This is a genomic window from Phenylobacterium sp. LjRoot97 (assembly GCF_964254345.1).
GTDB lineage: Bacteria > Pseudomonadota > Alphaproteobacteria > Caulobacterales > Caulobacteraceae > Phenylobacterium.
The window spans coordinates 2,432,692-2,448,653 of the sequence record NZ_CAXUTH020000001.1 but is presented as its reverse complement, the minus strand read 5'-3'; the positions used below and the strand labels follow the sequence as shown (position 1 = coordinate 2,448,653).

At 66.6% G+C, this 15,962-nt stretch carries 16 protein-coding genes; 8 read left to right on the top strand and 8 right to left on the bottom strand.

The window, feature by feature from the left end:
* Positions 1-7 precede the first annotated feature (7 nt).
* From ACSQ2H_RS12195 to ACSQ2H_RS12185, 3 genes are read right to left on the bottom strand one after another with little or no spacing between them, the layout of a single operon-like run.
* Positions 8-964, bottom strand: a complete 957-nt coding sequence (locus ACSQ2H_RS12195; RefSeq protein WP_436061653.1) for an NUDIX hydrolase — start codon at positions 962-964, stop codon at positions 8-10.
* On the bottom strand, positions 964-1,476 hold the full coding sequence (locus ACSQ2H_RS12190) for a tyrosine phosphatase family protein (RefSeq protein ID WP_436061652.1): 513 nt from the start codon (positions 1,474-1,476) through the stop codon (positions 964-966). The genes ACSQ2H_RS12195 and ACSQ2H_RS12190 overlap by 1 nt, the downstream gene beginning before the upstream one ends.
* Positions 1,477-1,480: 4 nt before the next feature.
* Positions 1,481-2,131 (bottom strand): YfbR-like 5'-deoxynucleotidase, encoded by a 651-nt coding sequence (locus ACSQ2H_RS12185; RefSeq protein ID WP_436061651.1) that lies wholly within the window; start codon positions 2,129-2,131, stop codon positions 1,481-1,483.
* A gap of 118 nt (positions 2,132-2,249) precedes the next feature.
* On the opposite strand from ACSQ2H_RS12185, the gene ACSQ2H_RS12180 reads away from it, so the two are divergent.
* Positions 2,250-3,062: a universal stress protein gene (locus tag ACSQ2H_RS12180; RefSeq protein WP_436061650.1), complete on the top strand. Its 813-nt coding sequence runs from the start codon at positions 2,250-2,252 to the stop codon at positions 3,060-3,062.
* A 17-nt stretch (positions 3,063-3,079) separates the two neighbouring features.
* Positions 3,080-3,454: a hypothetical protein gene (locus ACSQ2H_RS12175; protein ID WP_436061649.1), complete on the top strand. Its 375-nt coding sequence runs from the start codon at positions 3,080-3,082 to the stop codon at positions 3,452-3,454.
* Here the strand turns inward: ACSQ2H_RS12175 and ACSQ2H_RS12170 are convergent.
* From ACSQ2H_RS12170 to ACSQ2H_RS12150, 5 genes are all read right to left on the bottom strand, one after another.
* Positions 3,451-4,236, bottom strand: a complete 786-nt coding sequence (locus ACSQ2H_RS12170) for a hypothetical protein (RefSeq protein ID WP_436061648.1) — start codon at positions 4,234-4,236, stop codon at positions 3,451-3,453. The genes ACSQ2H_RS12175 and ACSQ2H_RS12170 overlap by 4 nt on opposite strands.
* 75 nt (positions 4,237-4,311) lie before the next feature.
* On the bottom strand, positions 4,312-5,184 hold the full coding sequence (locus ACSQ2H_RS12165; RefSeq protein WP_183769737.1) for an AAA family ATPase: 873 nt from the start codon (positions 5,182-5,184) through the stop codon (positions 4,312-4,314).
* Between the two features lie 143 nt (positions 5,185-5,327).
* Positions 5,328-5,867 (bottom strand): hypothetical protein, encoded by a 540-nt coding sequence (locus tag ACSQ2H_RS12160; protein WP_436061647.1) that lies wholly within the window; start codon positions 5,865-5,867, stop codon positions 5,328-5,330.
* 46 nt (positions 5,868-5,913) lie between these two features.
* The gene (locus ACSQ2H_RS12155; protein ID WP_436061646.1) at positions 5,914-7,662 is read right to left on the bottom strand and encodes a tetratricopeptide repeat protein; all 1,749 of its coding nucleotides are present in this window, start codon (positions 7,660-7,662) and stop codon (positions 5,914-5,916) included.
* Positions 7,663-7,664: 2 nt separating this feature from the next.
* Positions 7,665-9,458, bottom strand: a complete 1,794-nt coding sequence (locus ACSQ2H_RS12150; RefSeq protein WP_436061645.1) for a tetratricopeptide repeat protein — start codon at positions 9,456-9,458, stop codon at positions 7,665-7,667.
* A gap of 178 nt (positions 9,459-9,636) precedes the next feature.
* Between ACSQ2H_RS12150 and flbT the strand changes: the two genes are divergently transcribed.
* The 6 genes from flbT to ACSQ2H_RS12120 all read left to right on the top strand — a co-directional run bounded on the left by flbT (position 9,637) and on the right by ACSQ2H_RS12120 (position 15,920).
* Entirely contained in the window at positions 9,637-10,062 is a 426-nt protein-coding gene (gene flbT / locus ACSQ2H_RS12145) for a flagellar biosynthesis repressor FlbT (RefSeq protein WP_436061644.1), read from the top strand.
* Positions 10,022-10,393: a flagellar biosynthesis regulator FlaF gene (gene flaF / locus ACSQ2H_RS12140; protein ID WP_436061643.1), complete on the top strand. Its 372-nt coding sequence runs from the start codon at positions 10,022-10,024 to the stop codon at positions 10,391-10,393. Before flbT ends, flaF begins: the two co-directional genes overlap by 41 nt.
* A 316-nt stretch (positions 10,394-10,709) precedes the next feature.
* Complete coding sequence (locus ACSQ2H_RS12135) at positions 10,710-11,543, top strand: flagellin (RefSeq protein ID WP_436061642.1); 834 nt, start codon at positions 10,710-10,712, stop codon at positions 11,541-11,543.
* Positions 11,544-11,660: 117 nt separating this feature from the next.
* Positions 11,661-11,936, top strand: a complete 276-nt coding sequence (locus ACSQ2H_RS12130; RefSeq protein WP_436061641.1) for a flagellar protein FlaG — start codon at positions 11,661-11,663, stop codon at positions 11,934-11,936.
* A gap of 193 nt (positions 11,937-12,129) precedes the next feature.
* Positions 12,130-12,963, top strand: a complete 834-nt coding sequence (locus ACSQ2H_RS12125; protein WP_436061640.1) for a flagellin — start codon at positions 12,130-12,132, stop codon at positions 12,961-12,963.
* Positions 12,964-13,106: 143 nt separating this feature from the next.
* Positions 13,107-15,920, top strand: a complete 2,814-nt coding sequence (locus tag ACSQ2H_RS12120) for a hypothetical protein (protein WP_436061639.1) — start codon at positions 13,107-13,109, stop codon at positions 15,918-15,920.
* Positions 15,921-15,962 lie beyond the last annotated feature (42 nt).

The following is a 15,962-nucleotide window of genomic DNA, read 5'->3' as shown; positions in this document are numbered from 1 at the left end:
CGGCGCGCTAGTCGCGCAGCAGCGGCAGGGCCAGGCCCGAAACCGGCCGGGCGCTCAGCGCCTCGCGCCGGAAGCGGAACAGTTCGGCGGGGCGGCCGCCGGTCTCGGAGTCGACCCGGCCCAGGCCCTCGACCAGTTCGGCCCGCTCCAGGGCGCGGCGGAAGTTCTGCTTGTGCAGCGGCACGCCGGCGATCGCCTCCACCGCCCGCTGCAGGGCCGAGAGCGTGAAGGCGTCGGGCATCAGCTCGAACACCACCGGGCGGTACTTCAGCTTGCCGCGGAGGCGGGAGAGGGCGGTGGCCAGGATCCGCCGGTGGTCGGAGGCCATCGGCTCGCCGAGCGCCGCGGCCAGGGCTTCGGACGGGGCGCCGGGCGCCTCGGCCCGGTCGCGGGCGGCCTCGGGGGCCAGGCCCGCCTCGTAGAGCAGCTCGTAGCGCTCCAGCACCCGCTCCTCGTTCCAGGGCGCGCCGTCCAGCGCGAAGGCCAGCCGCGCGCGGGCCAGCTTCTCGATGCGCCCGCCGGCCCAGCGGCGCAGCGCCGGCTCGAGCGCGTCGAGGGCTTCGGGGCGGCCCTCGCGCCAGTCCTCGTAGGGGAAGAACCGCGACCAGTCGGCCCAGGCGGTGTCGGGGCCCGTGGTGTCGACCGGGGTCGGGGTCAGGGCCAGGTAGCCGACCGAGAGCACGCGCGCGGCGCTGGAGCCTTGCCCCATGTCGGCCAGCGGCGCGTCGCGGCCGCGGTCGCCGAAGGTGTAGAGCTGCTCGACATAGCCGAGGTCGAAGCGGGTCTGGGCGGTCACGAAGGCGCGCAGGGCCAGCTCGAAGGTGCGGTGGGCGTCGGGGTCGAAGGGGCCGAAGGGCAGGCTGGCCAGCTGGCCTTCGCGGCGCACGGTCAGCACCACGGCGTCGCCGTCGCGCACGGCCACGACCACGGCCGACAGTCCGATGACGACCGGCGCCTGCGCCATCAGTGGGCGGCCGCGAAGTCGAAGGGCACGCCGTAGCCGCCGTATTCGTAGTCGCCCATCGCCTCGACGGCGTCGACCATGCGGCCGCGGCGGGAGAGGATGTCGTCGGCCAGGGCGATGATCTTGCGGTTGGGGTAGGCGTGCTTGGCGGCGCGCCGCATGCGCATGGCGATCAGGTGCTCGTCGGCGGCGGGGTTGCGGTCGCAGGCCAGGATGAAGGCGCTGGCGCTGGAGCGGCTGATCCCGGCCCAGCAGTGGACGATCATCGGGGCGTGGGCGTCCCAGGCGCGGCCGAAGGCCAGCAGCTGGTGGACGAGGTCGGCGCTGGGCAGGATCAGGCCGTCCATCGGCTCGGCGATGTCGTTGACCGACAGCCGCAGGTGGCGCTCGGCGGGCAGGCCGGCCGGGGTGTCGATCATGCTGGCGGCGTCCAGCAGGGTGATCATGTGCGACGGGGCGCGGGCCGCGATGAGCGCGGGCACCTCGGCCAGTCCGCAGACAATCAGGGTCATGGCGCTACTCGGTGTCGAAGGCGGCGTCGGCTGAGGCGGAGGCGAATCCCGCCGCCTCGGAGAGTACATTGTAACGCTGAATGTAACGGCTTTGCGCCTGCGCCGGGGGCAGGGGGTCGATGATGAGCGCGTAGCCGGCCGGCGGGGCGCCGAAGAACTCCAGCGCCTCCTTGTGGCTGAAGCCGGCCAGCTGGGTGGCCTCGAAGAAGGCGCAGGCGCGGTCGGCCTGCTTGATCAGCTTCTTGATCGCGACCGGGGCCTTGGCGGGGATGCCGAAGCGGACGTGGATCGCCGTTTCCAGCCGCTCCTCGAATTTCTTATAATCCACCCCCAGCGCCGCCTTGAACGGGCTGATCATGTCCCCGATCACGTACTCCGACGCATCGTGCAGCAACGCCGCCAACCGCCAGCGCGGATCGAGGTCCGGCTGGATGTGCGCGCAGATCTCCTCGACCACCACCGAGTGCTGGGCGACCGAGAAGGCGTGCTCGCCGGTGGTCTGCCCGTTCCACCGCGCGACGCGGGCCAAACCGTGGGCGATGTCCTCGACCTCGATGTCCATCGGCGAGGGGTCCAGCAGGTCGAGCCGGCGCCCCGAAAGCATCCGCTGCCAGGCGCGCGGTTCCTTGCGCGATGTACGCAGCCCTTTGCTCACCGATGCGTTCCTTCCATGGTCAAGGTCGTGAACTGACGCAGGACTTGCCAAAGATCAATGCGCGGCGTGCGATGGAGGCTCCAGATGGGCGGCAAGCCGGGGCGAGAAAGGAACTGCGATGAGCTGGGCTAGGATCATGGCGCCGTTGTCGGGAGGCGAAGGCGACAAGGCCGTGATAGCGGCCGCGGCCAAACTCGCCGAACCGTTCGGCGCCGAGATGGCGGGGGTCTACACCCCGGCCGACGTCGCCGACGTGATGCCCTGGATGGGCGAGGGCTTTCTTGGCGGGGTCCAGACGACCGCGCTGGAATCCCTGAAGGAAGCCGCCGTCGCCGGCGAAAAGAACGCCCGGGCCGCCATGGCTGCAACGCCGTACGCCAAGGGACAGTTCATCGCCCTGCAGACGCCGGTCTGGGCCGGCCTCTCGGCCGAGAGCCGGTTGTCGGACGTGGTGGTGTTCAACAACGATTCCGCCCGCGGCCGCGGGCCGCTGGCCGAGGCGTTCCAGCAGATGGTCGCCGACGAGCAGCGGCCGGTGCTGGTGGCCCGCGACGGCTTTTCCGTCGGCGGCCCGGTCGCCGTGGCTTGGGACGGCGGCAAGGAGGCCTCGCGCGCCGCGCGCCTGGCCATGCCGCTGCTGGAGAAGTCGAAGCACGTCGTGATCCTTGCGGCGCCGAAGGCGACCTCGCGCAGCTTCGACCCGCAACGGCTGCAGGCCTACTACGCCGCCCGCGGCGTGAAGGCGGAGGTCGACATCCTGCCCGATAGCGGCGACGCCGCGCCGCTGCTCCTGTACGCGGCGAGCAAGGCCGGGGCAGGGATTCTCGTCGCCGGCGCCTTCGGGCATCCGCGGCTGCAGGAGTTCATCTTCGGCGGCACCACCCGCACCCTGCTGTCGGCCGACCAGCCGTCACTCTTCCTATCCCACTAGAGCTAGAGGTTCAGGACATGACCCTGTCGCGTATCGTGATGCGGCTCGCCCGCAATCCCGGCACCGAGTTCGCCGGCGGCGACGATCACCGAGGCTACGCCCTGACCGCGCCGCTGACGCCGGACGGCCTGCTCGACGCCGACGCCTACGCCAAGGCGCGCTCGGAATGCGTGGTGCGCCGCTTCGCCCCCGACGAGGACGCGGCTGACGGCCGACTGTCGCGCCGTGGCACGCGTTGGTTCTTCGACTACGACGACGAGGATACGTCGGATGACGAGCCGGTGCATCGCCTGGGCGAGCATCGCTTCGCGGTCGGCGAGTACGTGACCGTCACGGACGAGGACGGCCGGCCGCTGACCTATAAGGTCGTCGAGGTTCAGGCCGCGGGCTAGACGCCGCCGTTGCGGCGCACCAACTCCTGGACGTCGTGATAAATTTTGTCGCCGGACTCGGTGTCGAGCTTGGAGCGGACCTTGGCCACGGTCAGCGGGCCGCTCTTCGGCCCGCCGGCCTCGAAGCCGACGTAACGGTAGCCTGCCGGCAGGTCCTTGCCGGTGTAGATGAAGGTGGCGCGCAAGCCGCGCTTCTCGCGTGAGAGCGCTTCGCCCCGCATCCGGACGTCGCGATAGATGTTGACGGTGGTGTCTTCGCCGTCCGCGTCGACGCGCAGCGGGCCAATGCGGACATTGGCGCTGTCGCCTGACTCGGACACGTGGACCCCCGGCAGATCAATGCGGTTGCTCCCGGCGTCGTCGAGCTTGCTGGATGACACCGATAGGCCGGCGTCTGCGGCGGCTTCGGCATGAACACGCGCCACCTCGGCGGCCATCGCCCCGACATTCGCCTTCATGGCTGCGGCCGTGGCGATCTTGGCGCCGGCTTCGGCCTGGGCGGCCTCGGCCTCGGGAGTCATCGGCCCGGGCGTGCTGCGCAGCTCGGCTTCGATCCTGGCGAGGGTCTGTTGCGGCGTGTCGGCGATCTGCGTGAGTTCGAGACTGACCTCCGCGCCGTCGGATGAGCGGTAGGCGCAAGACTTGCCGTCGGCGGCGATGCTGATCCGGGTCAGTTCGCCCTCGGTGCTCGGGCAGTCGAGCTTGGCCACCGCGCGCGGCGGCTCGCGGTTGCAGGCCGCGAGCGTCAGCGCCGATGCGACGAGGAGAAGTGCAGCCTTCATACGAAAAACGCTCCGGTCATGTCATGGCGACGGTGACCGGAGCGCTTTGAAACGTCGAGTGAATTCGCCGTAAGCCTATTGTTGGCCGGGGCGGCTCCCAGCGCCTTCGCGGCGAGCAAGGAAGGCCAGGCGCTCGAACAGGTGGACGTCCTGTTCGTTCTTCAGCAGCGCGCCATGGAGGGGCGGGATCAGCTTGGTCGGATCCTTTTCCTTCAGCGCATTCTCGTCGATGTCCTCGACCATCAGCAGCTTTAGCCAATCGAGCAGTTCCGACGTCGACGGCTTCTTCTTGAGGCCCGGCACCTTGCGCATGTCGTAGAAGATGCGCAGCGCCTCGGCGACGAGCTTCTGCTTGATGCCCGGATAGTGGACCTCGACGATCTCGTTCATCGTGTCGGCGTCGGGGAAGCGGATGTAGTGGAAGAAGCAGCGGCGCAGGAATGCGTCCGGCAGTTCCTTCTCGTTGTTCGAGGTGATGATCACGATCGGACGGACCACGGCCTTGATCGTCTCATTGGTCTCGTAGACGTAGAATTCCATCCGATCGAGCTCCTGCAGGAGGTCGTTCGGGAATTCGATGTCGGCCTTGTCGATCTCGTCGATCAGCAGGATCGGGCGCTTGTCGGAGGTGAAGGCCTCCCAGAGCTTGCCCTTCTTGATGTAGTTGCGGACGTCCTTGACGCGTTCATCGCCGAGTTGGCTGTCGCGCAGGCGGCTGACCGCGTCGTATTCGTAAAGGCCCTGCTGGGCCTTGGTGGTGGACTTGATGTGCCACGTGATCAGCTCGGCGTCGAGCGCCTTGGCGATCTCATAGGCCAGCACGGTCTTACCGGTGCCCGGTTCGCCCTTGATCAGCAGGGGCCGTTCCAGCGCGACAGCCGCGTTGACTGCGACCTTCAGGTCCTCGGTGGCGACGTAATTGTCGGTGCCTTCAAAACGCTGGCTCATTCGCGCTCCCTGGGACGGGCGAGTATGGCGCCCGCTTTCGAACAAATGTTTCAACCTGGGTGCAAACTAAAGACCCAAGCGGGACATTCAAGCTGATTGAGCGCTGTTCCGCGGCGTTTGTCGCAAAAGGTCGCGGGCCTTCCCTAGCGTCGGGGGTTTGTGACCGAAACGGGATCAGACGCGGGAAAGCTGTCCTCGAGGCCGATTTCCAACGCTCTTTCGTCGCTGGCGTCTGACTTACCGGCCGCTGCGTAGCCCATAAGGCGCAGATCCTCGTCGCTGACCGCCTTGGACTGAAAATTGGTGAAGTCGTCCTCGCCGCCCGCGACAAGGTCCGCGTCGGCGACTTCTTCGAGGCCCTCTATCGAATCGGAATCGACCTCGTCCTCGTCGAATTCGTTCTCATCGTCGTCGAAATCCTCGGCGGAGGCGCGGTAGTCGAGCTCGTGATCCTCTTCCAGGGTGTCGTCGTCGAACTCGTTCTCGTCGAAGTCGGCGGCGTCATAGGCCTCGGCTTCGTCGTCGTCGCGATCGCCTTCGGCCTGGGTGGCGTCGAACAGATCGGGCATCTCTTCGAAGGTCCGCATCTCGCCGACCTGCTCGCGATCATCGAGGTTGGCTTCGTCGAACGTCTCGGCGTTGTCCTGGTCGTCGTAGCCGTCGTCTTCTCGCAGACCCGGCATGATCGCTCTCCTGACTTCAGGCGCCCGCGGCGGACGCATCGTCGGATCAACCCGCCGCGACGACTCGCGTTCCACCGTTTGCGGCCTCGGAGAGGTCGGCCGCGATCTCGGCCATGACCGAGGTCCAGTCGCCGGGATTCTCCGGCGAGTAGGCGCGAACCTGACTGTACCAGGGATAGTGGTCGGTCCCGAGCCGGGTCCAGGCGGACTCCACAGCGATCAGCCAGGCCGGCGCGCCGCTGGCGGCCGCCAGGTTGAAGGTGGCGTTGGAGAAGCCGACGACCAGATCCAACGCCGCCGAAAGCGCAGCGACGTCGTCGAGGTCGTTGCGCAGGTCGATGCCCGACGGCTGGTGCATCTCAACGCCGAAGGCTTCTCGCGCATGAGCGATGGCTTGAGACTGGTCGCCGTACTGAAGGTTGACGAAGGTCACGCCCGGCGTCTGCAGCACGGCCCGCCAGTTGTCGAACGGGGCGAAGTAGAGGTGGCGGCTGGAGTCGATGACCAGGCTGGTCCAGAGCACCCCGACCTTGAGGCCGGGGAGTGTCGCCAGCTTGTCGCGCCAATGCTGCACGCGTGCGGGATCAGGCTTCATGTAGCCCGACGGGCGGGCAGGAAATTGTGAGAGCGCGGCGCGATGCGTCTTGAGCATCGCCCCCAGCGGCGCCCAGAAGTCGATCTCATCCCAGTCCTTGATGAACGGGGCGCCGCGGAAGGCGCGACCGTCGCCCTTCAGCGTGACATGGGCTCCGAAGCGGACGTTTGGATAGCTGCGTTGGAACAGGGGCAGCAGCCGGTCGGTGACAGCCACCGTCAGGCGGCCTTCGGGGCCGAGTTCGGCCAGGACGTCGTCGAGCAGGTTGGCGAAGAGGATTTCGTCGCCCAGGCCTTGCTCGCCGAACAGCATCAGGTGACGACCGGCAATATCCGTTCCGGGAGCCCACCGCGGCCGCTCCACGATGAAGTGGATCGGCTCGGCATAGGTCGGCTCAAGCCGCGCGTCGTAGTAGGACCAGCCTTCAGTCAACTCGCTCCGCGCCAACAGCATGGTGGAGAGCGCAAAGCGCATCATCGAGGTGTCCTGGGGGACATCGGACAGTTCTATGGCGCGTCGGCAATGGCTCAGCGCCTCCTCGTGCCGGCGCTTGGTGAAGAGGATGTTGGAAAGGTTGTAGTGCGCCTTGGCGTAATCGGGCTCGAGGCGTAGCGCCTCGCTGTAGAAGATCTCGGCCTGATCGATGTCGCCCTTGTCGCCCACGATCGTGCCGAGGGTCAGCCACAGCATGGCCGACTCCGGCTCGGCCATCAGCGCCACGCGCACGACGTCGATGGCCTCGTCGAACCGCATTTGGCGACGGAGCAGCGCGCCCAGGTTGTTGGACGGCTCGCGCGCGCCCAGCTTGAAGCTCAGGCAGTGACGGAACAGCACCTCGGCCTGAGGCAGCATGTCCATCTTGAAGGCGAGCCGGCCCAGGTCATGGGCGATGTCCGGATCGGCCGGCGACAGCGACAGGGCGCGTTCATAGGCGTCGAGCGCCGGCGCCCGCTGATTGAGCTTGTCGCGACCGATGCCGAGCAGGTGCCAGCCCAGCACCAGGCTCGGGTCGTGGGTCAGCGCCTCTTCGGCGGCTGTGCAGGCCTCTGCAAAGCGATCTTGGTCGGCGTGCTCCAGGGCGACGCGCAGGGACTTCAGCGCTTCCCGGGTCGCCTTGGCCGACGCGATCTCAGCACTCAGGCGGGCGAGCTTCTCCGGGGCGGCGGCGTCGCCGACGGGACCTTCGTCGAAAATCGCCATGGTCAGGCCTCCGCGCGAGTGAGGGCGACGCCCGAGGCGTCGACATGATCGGCCAGCGCTTCGGCCAGATCTCTCATCAGCGATCCCCAATCGCACGTGGCCTCGGGCCAGAAGGCCCGCACCTGACTGTACCAGGGATAGTGATCGGCCCCGAGGAGAGACCACGCGTCGCTTGAGGTGAGCAGCCAGGCCGGCGCCCCGCATGCTCCCGCCAGATTGAAGCTGGCGTTTGAGAAGCCGACCGTCAGGTCCAGCGCACAGGTCAAGGCCGCGACGTCGTCGAGGTCGTTCTTCAGGTCGATGCCTTGAAGTTGGATGATCTCGACGCCGAAGTCGTGCTTGGCGCGGGCGATGCTCTCGCTCTGGTCGCCGTACTGCAGGTTCACGAAACTGACGCCCGGCGTCCTAAGCACCGGCTCCCAGGCCTCGAAAGGCGCGAAGTAGCGGTAGCGGGCCGTGTCGATCAGCATGCTGGTCCAGAGCAGGCCGACACGGCGCCCAGGCAACTCGTCCAGCACCCCGCGCCAGTGACGCACCCGCTCCGGATCGGCCGTCATGAAGCCTGCAGGACGGCGGGGAAAGGCGTCGACGCTGCGGCGGAACTGCCGGGTGGCTTCGCCGAGCGGCGCCCAGAAATCGACGTCGGCCCAGTCCTCGACGAACGGGGCGCTGCGGACGTTGCTTCCGAGGCGCTTGATGGTGACGTGCGAACCGACCCTGACATGGGGATAGGACCGCTCGAACAGCGGCGCGAGGCGGTCGGTGATCGCCAAGGTCAGTCGCCCGCTCGGTCCGAGCGCGGCCAAGACGTCGTCGATGGGGTTCGCAAGCAGGATCTCGTCGCCGAGGCCCTGTTCGCCAAACAGCAGCAGATGTCGTCCGGCGATGTCGGCGCCGGGCTCCCACCGCGGCCGGGGCGTGAGGAACTGAATGGGGTCGCGATAGGTCGGATCGAGCCGCGCGGTGTAGGTGTCCCAGCCCTCAGCCAGTTCGCCCGCTCCCAGCAGCATCGTCCCGAGAGCAAAGCGCATGCCGGTGATGTCGTCCGGCGACTGCGAATCGGCGATCGCCCGCCGGCACTCGGCGATCGCTTCATCTCGCTGCCCCAGGGCGAATAGCGTGTTGGCGAGGTTGTAGCGGGTCCGACCGTCGAGGGGATTGAGGCGCACCGCCTCGGCGTAGAACACATTGGCCTGTTCCACCTCGCCGCGCTCTTCGAGGACGACCCCGAGGGCGTTCCAGAGCATGACCCGCTCGGGGTGGGCCTGGATGGCGGGCTTCAGGACCTCGATCGCTTCGTCGTAGCGAAGCTGCTCGCGCAGGACATTGGCGAGATTGTTGCTGCTCTCGGCCGAGAACGGCCGGAACGACAGGTAGTGGCGAAACAGCGCCTCGGCCTGGGGATACATCTCCATCTTGGAGGCGAGGCGGCCCAGGTCGTTGGTGATCGGCGGGTTTGTCGGATCTAGCGCCAGGCCGCGCTCGTAGGCCTGGAGGGCGGCGGGCCAGTCGCCCAGGTGCTCATGGGCGATCGCCAGCAGATGCCAAGCGTGAACGAGCGCCGGGTTGCGGTCGACGGCCTTCTGCGCCGCGACGCGAGCCCGCGCGTAGTCCTTTGCGGCAATGAGGCCGAGGGCCTGCTTCAGATGTGTCAGAGCTGCGTGGGCGGCCTTGAGCGAGCCGAGCTCGTTCTGCAGTCGGCCAACCGCCTCGCTTGAGGCCGAGTCGCCGGCCAGTCCGCCGTACGGTTTGGAAGGGGCGCGAGCTGCGACGCCTGGATTCGAAGTCACACTCATTACGCCGTCCCAGCATCCCGCATGCTGCGATCTTGAAAAAACATGCTTAACGGTCTGCTAATGTTCTGGGGCGACAGGGGTGTCGCAAGGTCCGGTTAACCCCTCGCATCTAGCCTTGCCCAATCGGACTGCCGAGTGCAGGCGGGTTGGGCGACGTGCCTCTATTGGAGACTGAGGAATGCCGCTTAAACTGTCCCTGAAGCCCGGCGAGAAATTCGTTCTCAACGGCGCGGTGGTGCAGAACGGCGATCGCCGTACGACCCTGGTCCTGCAGAACAAGGCGTCGGTCCTTCGCGAGAAGGACATCATGCAGCCCGAGGACGCCGCCACGCCGGCCCGTCGCATCTATTTCCCGATGATGATGATGTATCTCGATGACGGGGGGGCTGGTCGTTACTACGACGAGTTCGCCGAACGTCTGACCGAGTTCATGAGCGTGATCCGGAATCCGGAAGTGCTGGCGGAGTGCGTGGCCATCTCAAAGCACGCCATGGCGCGCGAGTACTACAAGGCGCTCATGCTGTGCCGGAAGTTGATCGAGTACGAAGACGAGAGGTTGGGGAATGTCGCTTCGAGCTTACCAGCAGGCGGCGAGCCGGGCTGAGGCCCCTAAGGACGCTGAGTACCGGCTGTTCGGCCAGGTGACGCGGGCGCTGATCGTGGCGTCCGAGGCTCCGGTCGCTGATTTTGCTGTGCGGATCGACGCCATCGACTGGAACCGGCGGCTCTGGTCGACGCTGGCGCGCGACTGCTCCGAGCCTGACAACAAGTTGCCGCCGCAGATTCGCGCCGGGATCATCTCGCTCAGCCTGTTCGTCGGGCGTCATTCCAGCGAGGTGATGCGGGGAGAGGACAACTTCGACACGCTCATCGAGATCAACAAGATGATGATGCAGGCGCTGTCCCAGCGCGCCGACGCGCCGGCCGCAGCCTGACCGCCGCAACTCGTTAACGCCGCTCTCGAATTCAGCGCCGGCCCTCGTGGCCGGCGCTTTGCATTTGGGGCTAGTGTGGCGGGTGGAAGATATTTGCCGATCGGCAAAAAATGCCGGCGTCGCCAGGCAAATATTGCCGGGTCAGGGCGTTTCCATGGCCCTGGGGTGTGGTTTACCCCGGGTAAATGCGAAAAGCGCAATATATTCAAATAGATATTTGCTGGCTGGCGTGGCCCCGCACTTGCTTCGTGTGGGGCGGGCAAAAAGCCTCCGGCAGTCAAAACGACGCCGGTCTCCGAGAAAAGGAACCACGCGTATGGCCATGAATTCGGTTAATACCAACCAGGGCGCGATGATCGCCCTGCAGAACCTCAACACCACCAACAAAGAGCTCGGCGTCGTCCAAAACCGGATCAACACCGGTCAGAAGATCTCGTCGGCCAAGGACAACGGCGCCATCTGGGCCATCGCTCAGAATCAGCGCGCCGAATCGGCTTCGCTCAACTCCGTCGTCTCGTCGCTGCAACGCGGCCAGTCGGTGGCTGACGTCGCTATGTCGGCCGGCACCGCCATCTCGGACATTCTCGTCCAGATGAAGGAAAAGGTCCTGGCGGCGACTGAAGCGGGTCTGTCGTCCGCCTCGAAGCAGGCGCTCAGCGACGAGTACACGGCGCTGCGCGATCAGATCAACACGATCGCCAACAACGCCACCTTCGACGGCGTCAACCTGATCTCGGCGGCCACGGTCAACAGCTCGAGCATCAAGTCGATCGCCAACGCCGACGCCACCGCGACGATCGACATCGCCCACGTGGACCTGTCGAAGTCGAACACCAAGATCGCCGCGACGCTGAGCTCGCTGACCGGCACCGTGGGTTCGGCGGACGTGAAGGACGTGGAAGACGCCATCCAAGACGTCTCCTCGGCCCTCTCGAAGCTCGGCACGGGCGCCAAGGCGCTCGACACCCACATGACCAACGTCATGAAGCTCCAGGACACCCTGGACGCCGGTGTCGGCAACCTGGTCGACGCCGACCTGGCGAAGGAAAGCGCGCGGCTGCAAGCCCTGCAGACCAAGCAGCAGCTTGGCGTGCAGGCCCTCAGCATCGCCAACCAGTCGTCGAGCACTCTGCTCGGCCTGTTCCGATAAGGCCAAAAGGGGCGCGGCTTCGGTCGCGCCCTGCGTCGGCGGCGGGGAGGGCGACCTCTCCGCCGTCTGCGCGCAACTGGGGTCGTCGGACGGCGCAAGCCTCGGGCGAATGGAACCATGGAGAGCAAGCTCTCAGTCGTGGCGGCGCTACCGGATATCGAACCCACCCAGATCGCCGCCAAGCCGGTCGTCGCGCCCGCGCCCGTTGCGCCGCCGTCGCCGGAGCCGGATCTGCGGCTGGTGATCGAAGAGGGGCAGGCGGGCAGCTTCGTCTACAAGACCATCGACCGCCGTACCGGCGAGGTGGTGCTGCAATTGCCGCGTGAAGAGGTGCTGCGTATGCGGGACGCCGAGGCCTACGTGGCCGGAACGGTGATCGCGACCCAGGCCTGAGTTTCGCTGCGCCCGCATCGCGGGCTCTGTCGCGCGCCTGTCCACAGGGCGCAACCGCAGCCCGGACAACGGGTCTGCGGCTATTGGCGCATCGTCGTTAATCTTTCGGAAACCATACGCTTCCTAGCGTTAACCATAGTTTCGGCGTGCGAGTCGCGCGTCATTCATGGGTTCTCTGAAGGAGATTGGCGCCATGGCGATGAGCGTTAACACGAACAAGTCGGCGCTGATCGCGCTCCAGAACCTCAACACCACCAACGAAAAGTTGGAGCAGGTTCAGAACAAGATCAACACCGGCCTGCGGGTCTCGAGCGCCAAGGACAACGCCGCGGTCTACGCGATCGCGCAGAAGCAGCGGGCGGACTTCAGCTCGCTCGGCGCCGTGAAGATGAGCCTCGACCGCGCGACCTCTATCACCGACGTCGCCTTGAGCGCCGGCCAGCAGATCAGCGACATTCTCGTCCAGATGCGGGAAAAGGTCGTCGGCGCCGCCGAAGACTCGGCCTCGCCCTCGACCCGTAAGGCGTTCGACGACGAATACCAGACGCTGCTGCAAGCGATCAGCCAGTTCTCGTCGTCGGCCGAGTTCGACGGCGTTTCGGTGCTCAACGGCTCGCTGACCGCCAACCTCAACTTCCTCGCGAACTCAGACGGCGACAGCTACATCGCACTGACGCCGCAGGACTTCACGATCTCCGGATCGATCATCAATCTCGATGGTACGGCGCTGACCGGCACGACCAGCTCCACGAAGTCGGTGCTTGCCTCGCTCGACCTGGCGATCGGCAAGGTCACCGCGGCGCTGGCCGAGATGGGCGCCCAGGCCAAGCAGATCGAAAAGCATGTCACCTTCGTCTCGAAGCTGCAGGACGTGCTGGAGACCGGGATCGGCAACCTGGTCGACGCCGATATCGCCAAGGAAAGCGCCCGCCTGCAGGCCTTGCAGGTCCAGCAACAGCTGGGCGCCCAGGCGCTCTCGATCGCCAACTCGCAGCCGCAGGTGATCCTGCAGCTGTTCAAGGGCTGACGCCCGTCTGAGGAGAGCGTACCCGGCCCCGGATCCCTTAGGTTCCGGGGCCTTTTATTTGCCTGGGCGACCGCGGCCTTAACACCTCGTCAGCCCTTGTGGCGCAATCTGCGGTTGGGAAATTGCGTGAGTCGGTGGCCTAGGTGATCAGCCTCGATACCAATCTGTTGCTTGGGTACTATCAGGCCAAGAACGGCTTGAGCGCCGCTGTGGGCGGAACCTCCACGACGGTCGCCTCGTCGGTGAAGAAGGCCCCGACTCCGCCTTGGAGCACTCTGTCCGCGGCCCCGAAGGCCGACGAGATGCTCAAGAGCGTCATGATGGGCCGCAAGTTCATCGACGAGTACCAGACCCAGCTCGACGTGAAGGGCGCCAGCGAGGACTACCGGCAGCTCTTCGCGATCCACCAGGGCCTGTCGACGCTCGAGGCGTTGGCCAAGAAGGCCGACGGCAAGGACACCAGCGCCGCCGAGTTGAAGCGAATCCAGGCGGCCTTCACGCGCGGCATGGCGGAGATGTCGGGCTATATCGACGACGCGAACTTCGACAAGCTGCGGCTGACTTACGGCGACGTCGCCGACAAGGCCAAGGGGACGGTCGGGGTGCCGAAGACGGTGCCGAAGTACATGACCTCGCCCCTGCACCAGGGAACGGCGACCGAGGCGGTCGACGCGTTCCAGGGGGACATGAAGTTCAGCGTCAAGATCCGGCTGCCGAACAAGGTCGAGACGACGATCGACTTCGACCTCGCCGAGATGGGCTCGACGACCCGTTCGATGAACGAGGTGGTCAAGTACATCAACACCAAGCTCAGCTCGGCGGGCTTTTCCACGCGCTTCGCGGTCGAGAAGATCGCCGGCGCGGAGAAGACCACCGAGGTCAACGGCCGGACGATCAAGCTGGGCACCGAGCCGGACAAGTTCGCCCTGAAGATCCAGGGCGATACGACTGAGATCCTGACATTTTCCGCGCCGACGACGTCGCCGGCCGTCTACATCACCCAGACCGCCGGCGACCCGAAACCCGCCAAGACCACGAAGGTCGAGGACGGCAAGGTGGTCACGGTCACGCCTGAGCCGAAGCTGACCGAAGAACTGATCAAGTTCGAGACCGGCACGACGTCGGACGCAGTGCGCCGTCCCGGCGACGTGAACTGGGTCGAGGGGCGGGTCTTCAACGTCGCGCTGCCGGAGGGCGTGGAGAAGGTCCACAAGACCGTCACCGGTCCGGACGGCTCGCTCTACCTGCTGGCCGACGTCAACGACACCGTCGACGGCCAGACGATCAAGGGCGCAGGCGACGTCGCGCTGATGAAGTTCGATTCGGCCGGCAAGCTCGTCTACACGCGCACGCTCGGCGCGTCGGCCGATGCGACGGGCTTGGGCCTCGCGGTCGGTCCGGACGGGCAGATCGCGGTGTCCGGCTCGGTCACCGGGGGTTTCGCCGCCAGCGGGGTGCCCATCGGCAACGGCGCCTTGGAGACCATCCCCAAGGTCCTGAAGGCCGACAACGGCGTCGACGAGACCAAGCCCGACAGCTTCGTGGCCGTGTTCAGCGCGGCCGGCGACGAGATGTGGTCGCAGCGCATGGGCGCGCGCGACGATGACGAGGCCACCAGCGTCGCCTTCGGCGCCGACGGATCGCTCTACGTGCTCGGCCGCACCAAGGGCGCGATGCCCGGCCAGACGTCGAACGGCAACTGGGACAACTATCTGCGCGCCTTCGACGCCGAAGGCCGCCTGAAGTCGACGACCCAGTTCGGCACCTCCGGCGAGGACAAGCCCGCCGGGCTGGTCGTCGATGGAACCAATGTCGTGGTCGCCTCGATCGAGGGCGGCGAGGTCAAGCTTCGTCGCTATGACATGACCGATCCGAAGGCGCCGGGGCTGTCGGCGACACGCAGCCTCGGCACGCTCGGCGGCGGTTCGGTCGCGGGCATCACCATGGACGGCGGCAATATCGTGATCGCCGGATCGACCGGCGCGACTCTCGGCGTCGCCAACACGACCCGGCCTTCGTCGGGCAGCGTGGACGCGTTTGCGGCGCGGATTTCGATGGACCTGTCGGGGAGCGCCGACGCCATCGCCTACTACGGCGGCAGCGGCGACGACCGCGCGACGGCGATGACGGTCGCCGACGGCAAGGTCTGGCTGACCGGCACCACCAAGACCGATCTGCCGGGCATGGACAACGCCGTCGGCAAGGTCGACGGCTTTGCGGTTGGGCTCGACATCGGCACGGGCGTGGTCGCCTGGTCGCAACGCTTCACCGGTTCGGAGAAGATGACGACGCCGACGTCGATCGCAGTGGATCCGGCAGGCGCCAGCGCTTTGGACCGGCTCGGGCTACCCAGCGGCAAGGTCGCTTATTCGGACTCCCAGCTCGTCACCTCGGCCACCTCGGCGCGGCCGGGCGACACCTTCCAGATCCGACGGCGGATCGGCGGCCCGGCCGTGACGATCACGATCGAGGCGACCGACACGCTCGATACCCTGGCGAAGAAGATTCAACGTGCGACGTCGTTCGGCGTGAAAGCCGAGGTCGTGTCTGACGGCGACGTGCGCAAGCTGCAGATTCGGCCGCAGAACAGCCGGTCCAGCCTGGAGATTCTGGGCGGGAAGGGCGGGCTCGACGCGCTCGAGGCGCTCGGCCTGCATGAGGGCTTCGTCCGCAGCACGGTGATGAAGGACGACAAGACGGTCCCGGGCGACGGAGGCTCGGCGATGTACGGGCTGAAGATGCCCCGCGACTTGTCTCTGTCGACCAAGGAAGACATCAAGGCGGCCATCGACAAGCTGACCATGGCGATGTCGGTGCTGCGCGGCGCCTACCGCGACCTCGAACAGGGCATGAAGCCCGCCAGCGAGACGAAGAAGGCGACTGGCGAAGTGCCTGCCTATCTCAAGAACCAACTGGCGAACTATCAGGCAGGCCTCAACCGCCTGACCGGCGGCTGACCAGACGCGCGCTTGAAACCGTCACACGCACGGTCTAGCGAG

What these genes read in the sequence shown, in the direction of transcription:
- ACSQ2H_RS12195 (WP_436061653.1), bottom strand. Translation starts at nt 964, where the DNA reads ATGGCGCAGGCGCCGGTCGTCATCGGACTGTCGGCCGTGGTCGTGGCC.
- ACSQ2H_RS12190 (WP_436061652.1), bottom strand. Translation starts at nt 1,476, where the DNA reads ATGACCCTGATTGTCTGCGGACTGGCCGAGGTGCCCGCGCTCATCGCG.
- ACSQ2H_RS12180 (WP_436061650.1), top strand. Translation starts at nt 2,250, where the DNA reads ATGAGCTGGGCTAGGATCATGGCGCCGTTGTCGGGAGGCGAAGGCGAC.
- ACSQ2H_RS12175 (WP_436061649.1), top strand. Translation starts at nt 3,080, where the DNA reads ATGACCCTGTCGCGTATCGTGATGCGGCTCGCCCGCAATCCCGGCACC.
- ACSQ2H_RS12170 (WP_436061648.1), bottom strand. Translation starts at nt 4,236, where the DNA reads ATGAAGGCTGCACTTCTCCTCGTCGCATCGGCGCTGACGCTCGCGGCC.
- ACSQ2H_RS12165 (WP_183769737.1), bottom strand. Translation starts at nt 5,184, where the DNA reads ATGAGCCAGCGTTTTGAAGGCACCGACAATTACGTCGCCACCGAGGAC.
- ACSQ2H_RS12160 (WP_436061647.1), bottom strand. Translation starts at nt 5,867, where the DNA reads ATGCCGGGTCTGCGAGAAGACGACGGCTACGACGACCAGGACAACGCC.
- ACSQ2H_RS12155 (WP_436061646.1), bottom strand. Translation starts at nt 7,662, where the DNA reads ATGGCGATTTTCGACGAAGGTCCCGTCGGCGACGCCGCCGCCCCGGAG.
- ACSQ2H_RS12150 (WP_436061645.1), bottom strand. Translation starts at nt 9,458, where the DNA reads ATGAGTGTGACTTCGAATCCAGGCGTCGCAGCTCGCGCCCCTTCCAAA.
- flbT (WP_436061644.1), top strand. Translation starts at nt 9,637, where the DNA reads ATGCCGCTTAAACTGTCCCTGAAGCCCGGCGAGAAATTCGTTCTCAAC.
- flaF (WP_436061643.1), top strand. Translation starts at nt 10,022, where the DNA reads ATGTCGCTTCGAGCTTACCAGCAGGCGGCGAGCCGGGCTGAGGCCCCT.
- ACSQ2H_RS12135 (WP_436061642.1), top strand. Translation starts at nt 10,710, where the DNA reads ATGGCCATGAATTCGGTTAATACCAACCAGGGCGCGATGATCGCCCTG.
- ACSQ2H_RS12130 (WP_436061641.1), top strand. Translation starts at nt 11,661, where the DNA reads ATGGAGAGCAAGCTCTCAGTCGTGGCGGCGCTACCGGATATCGAACCC.
- ACSQ2H_RS12125 (WP_436061640.1), top strand. Translation starts at nt 12,130, where the DNA reads ATGGCGATGAGCGTTAACACGAACAAGTCGGCGCTGATCGCGCTCCAG.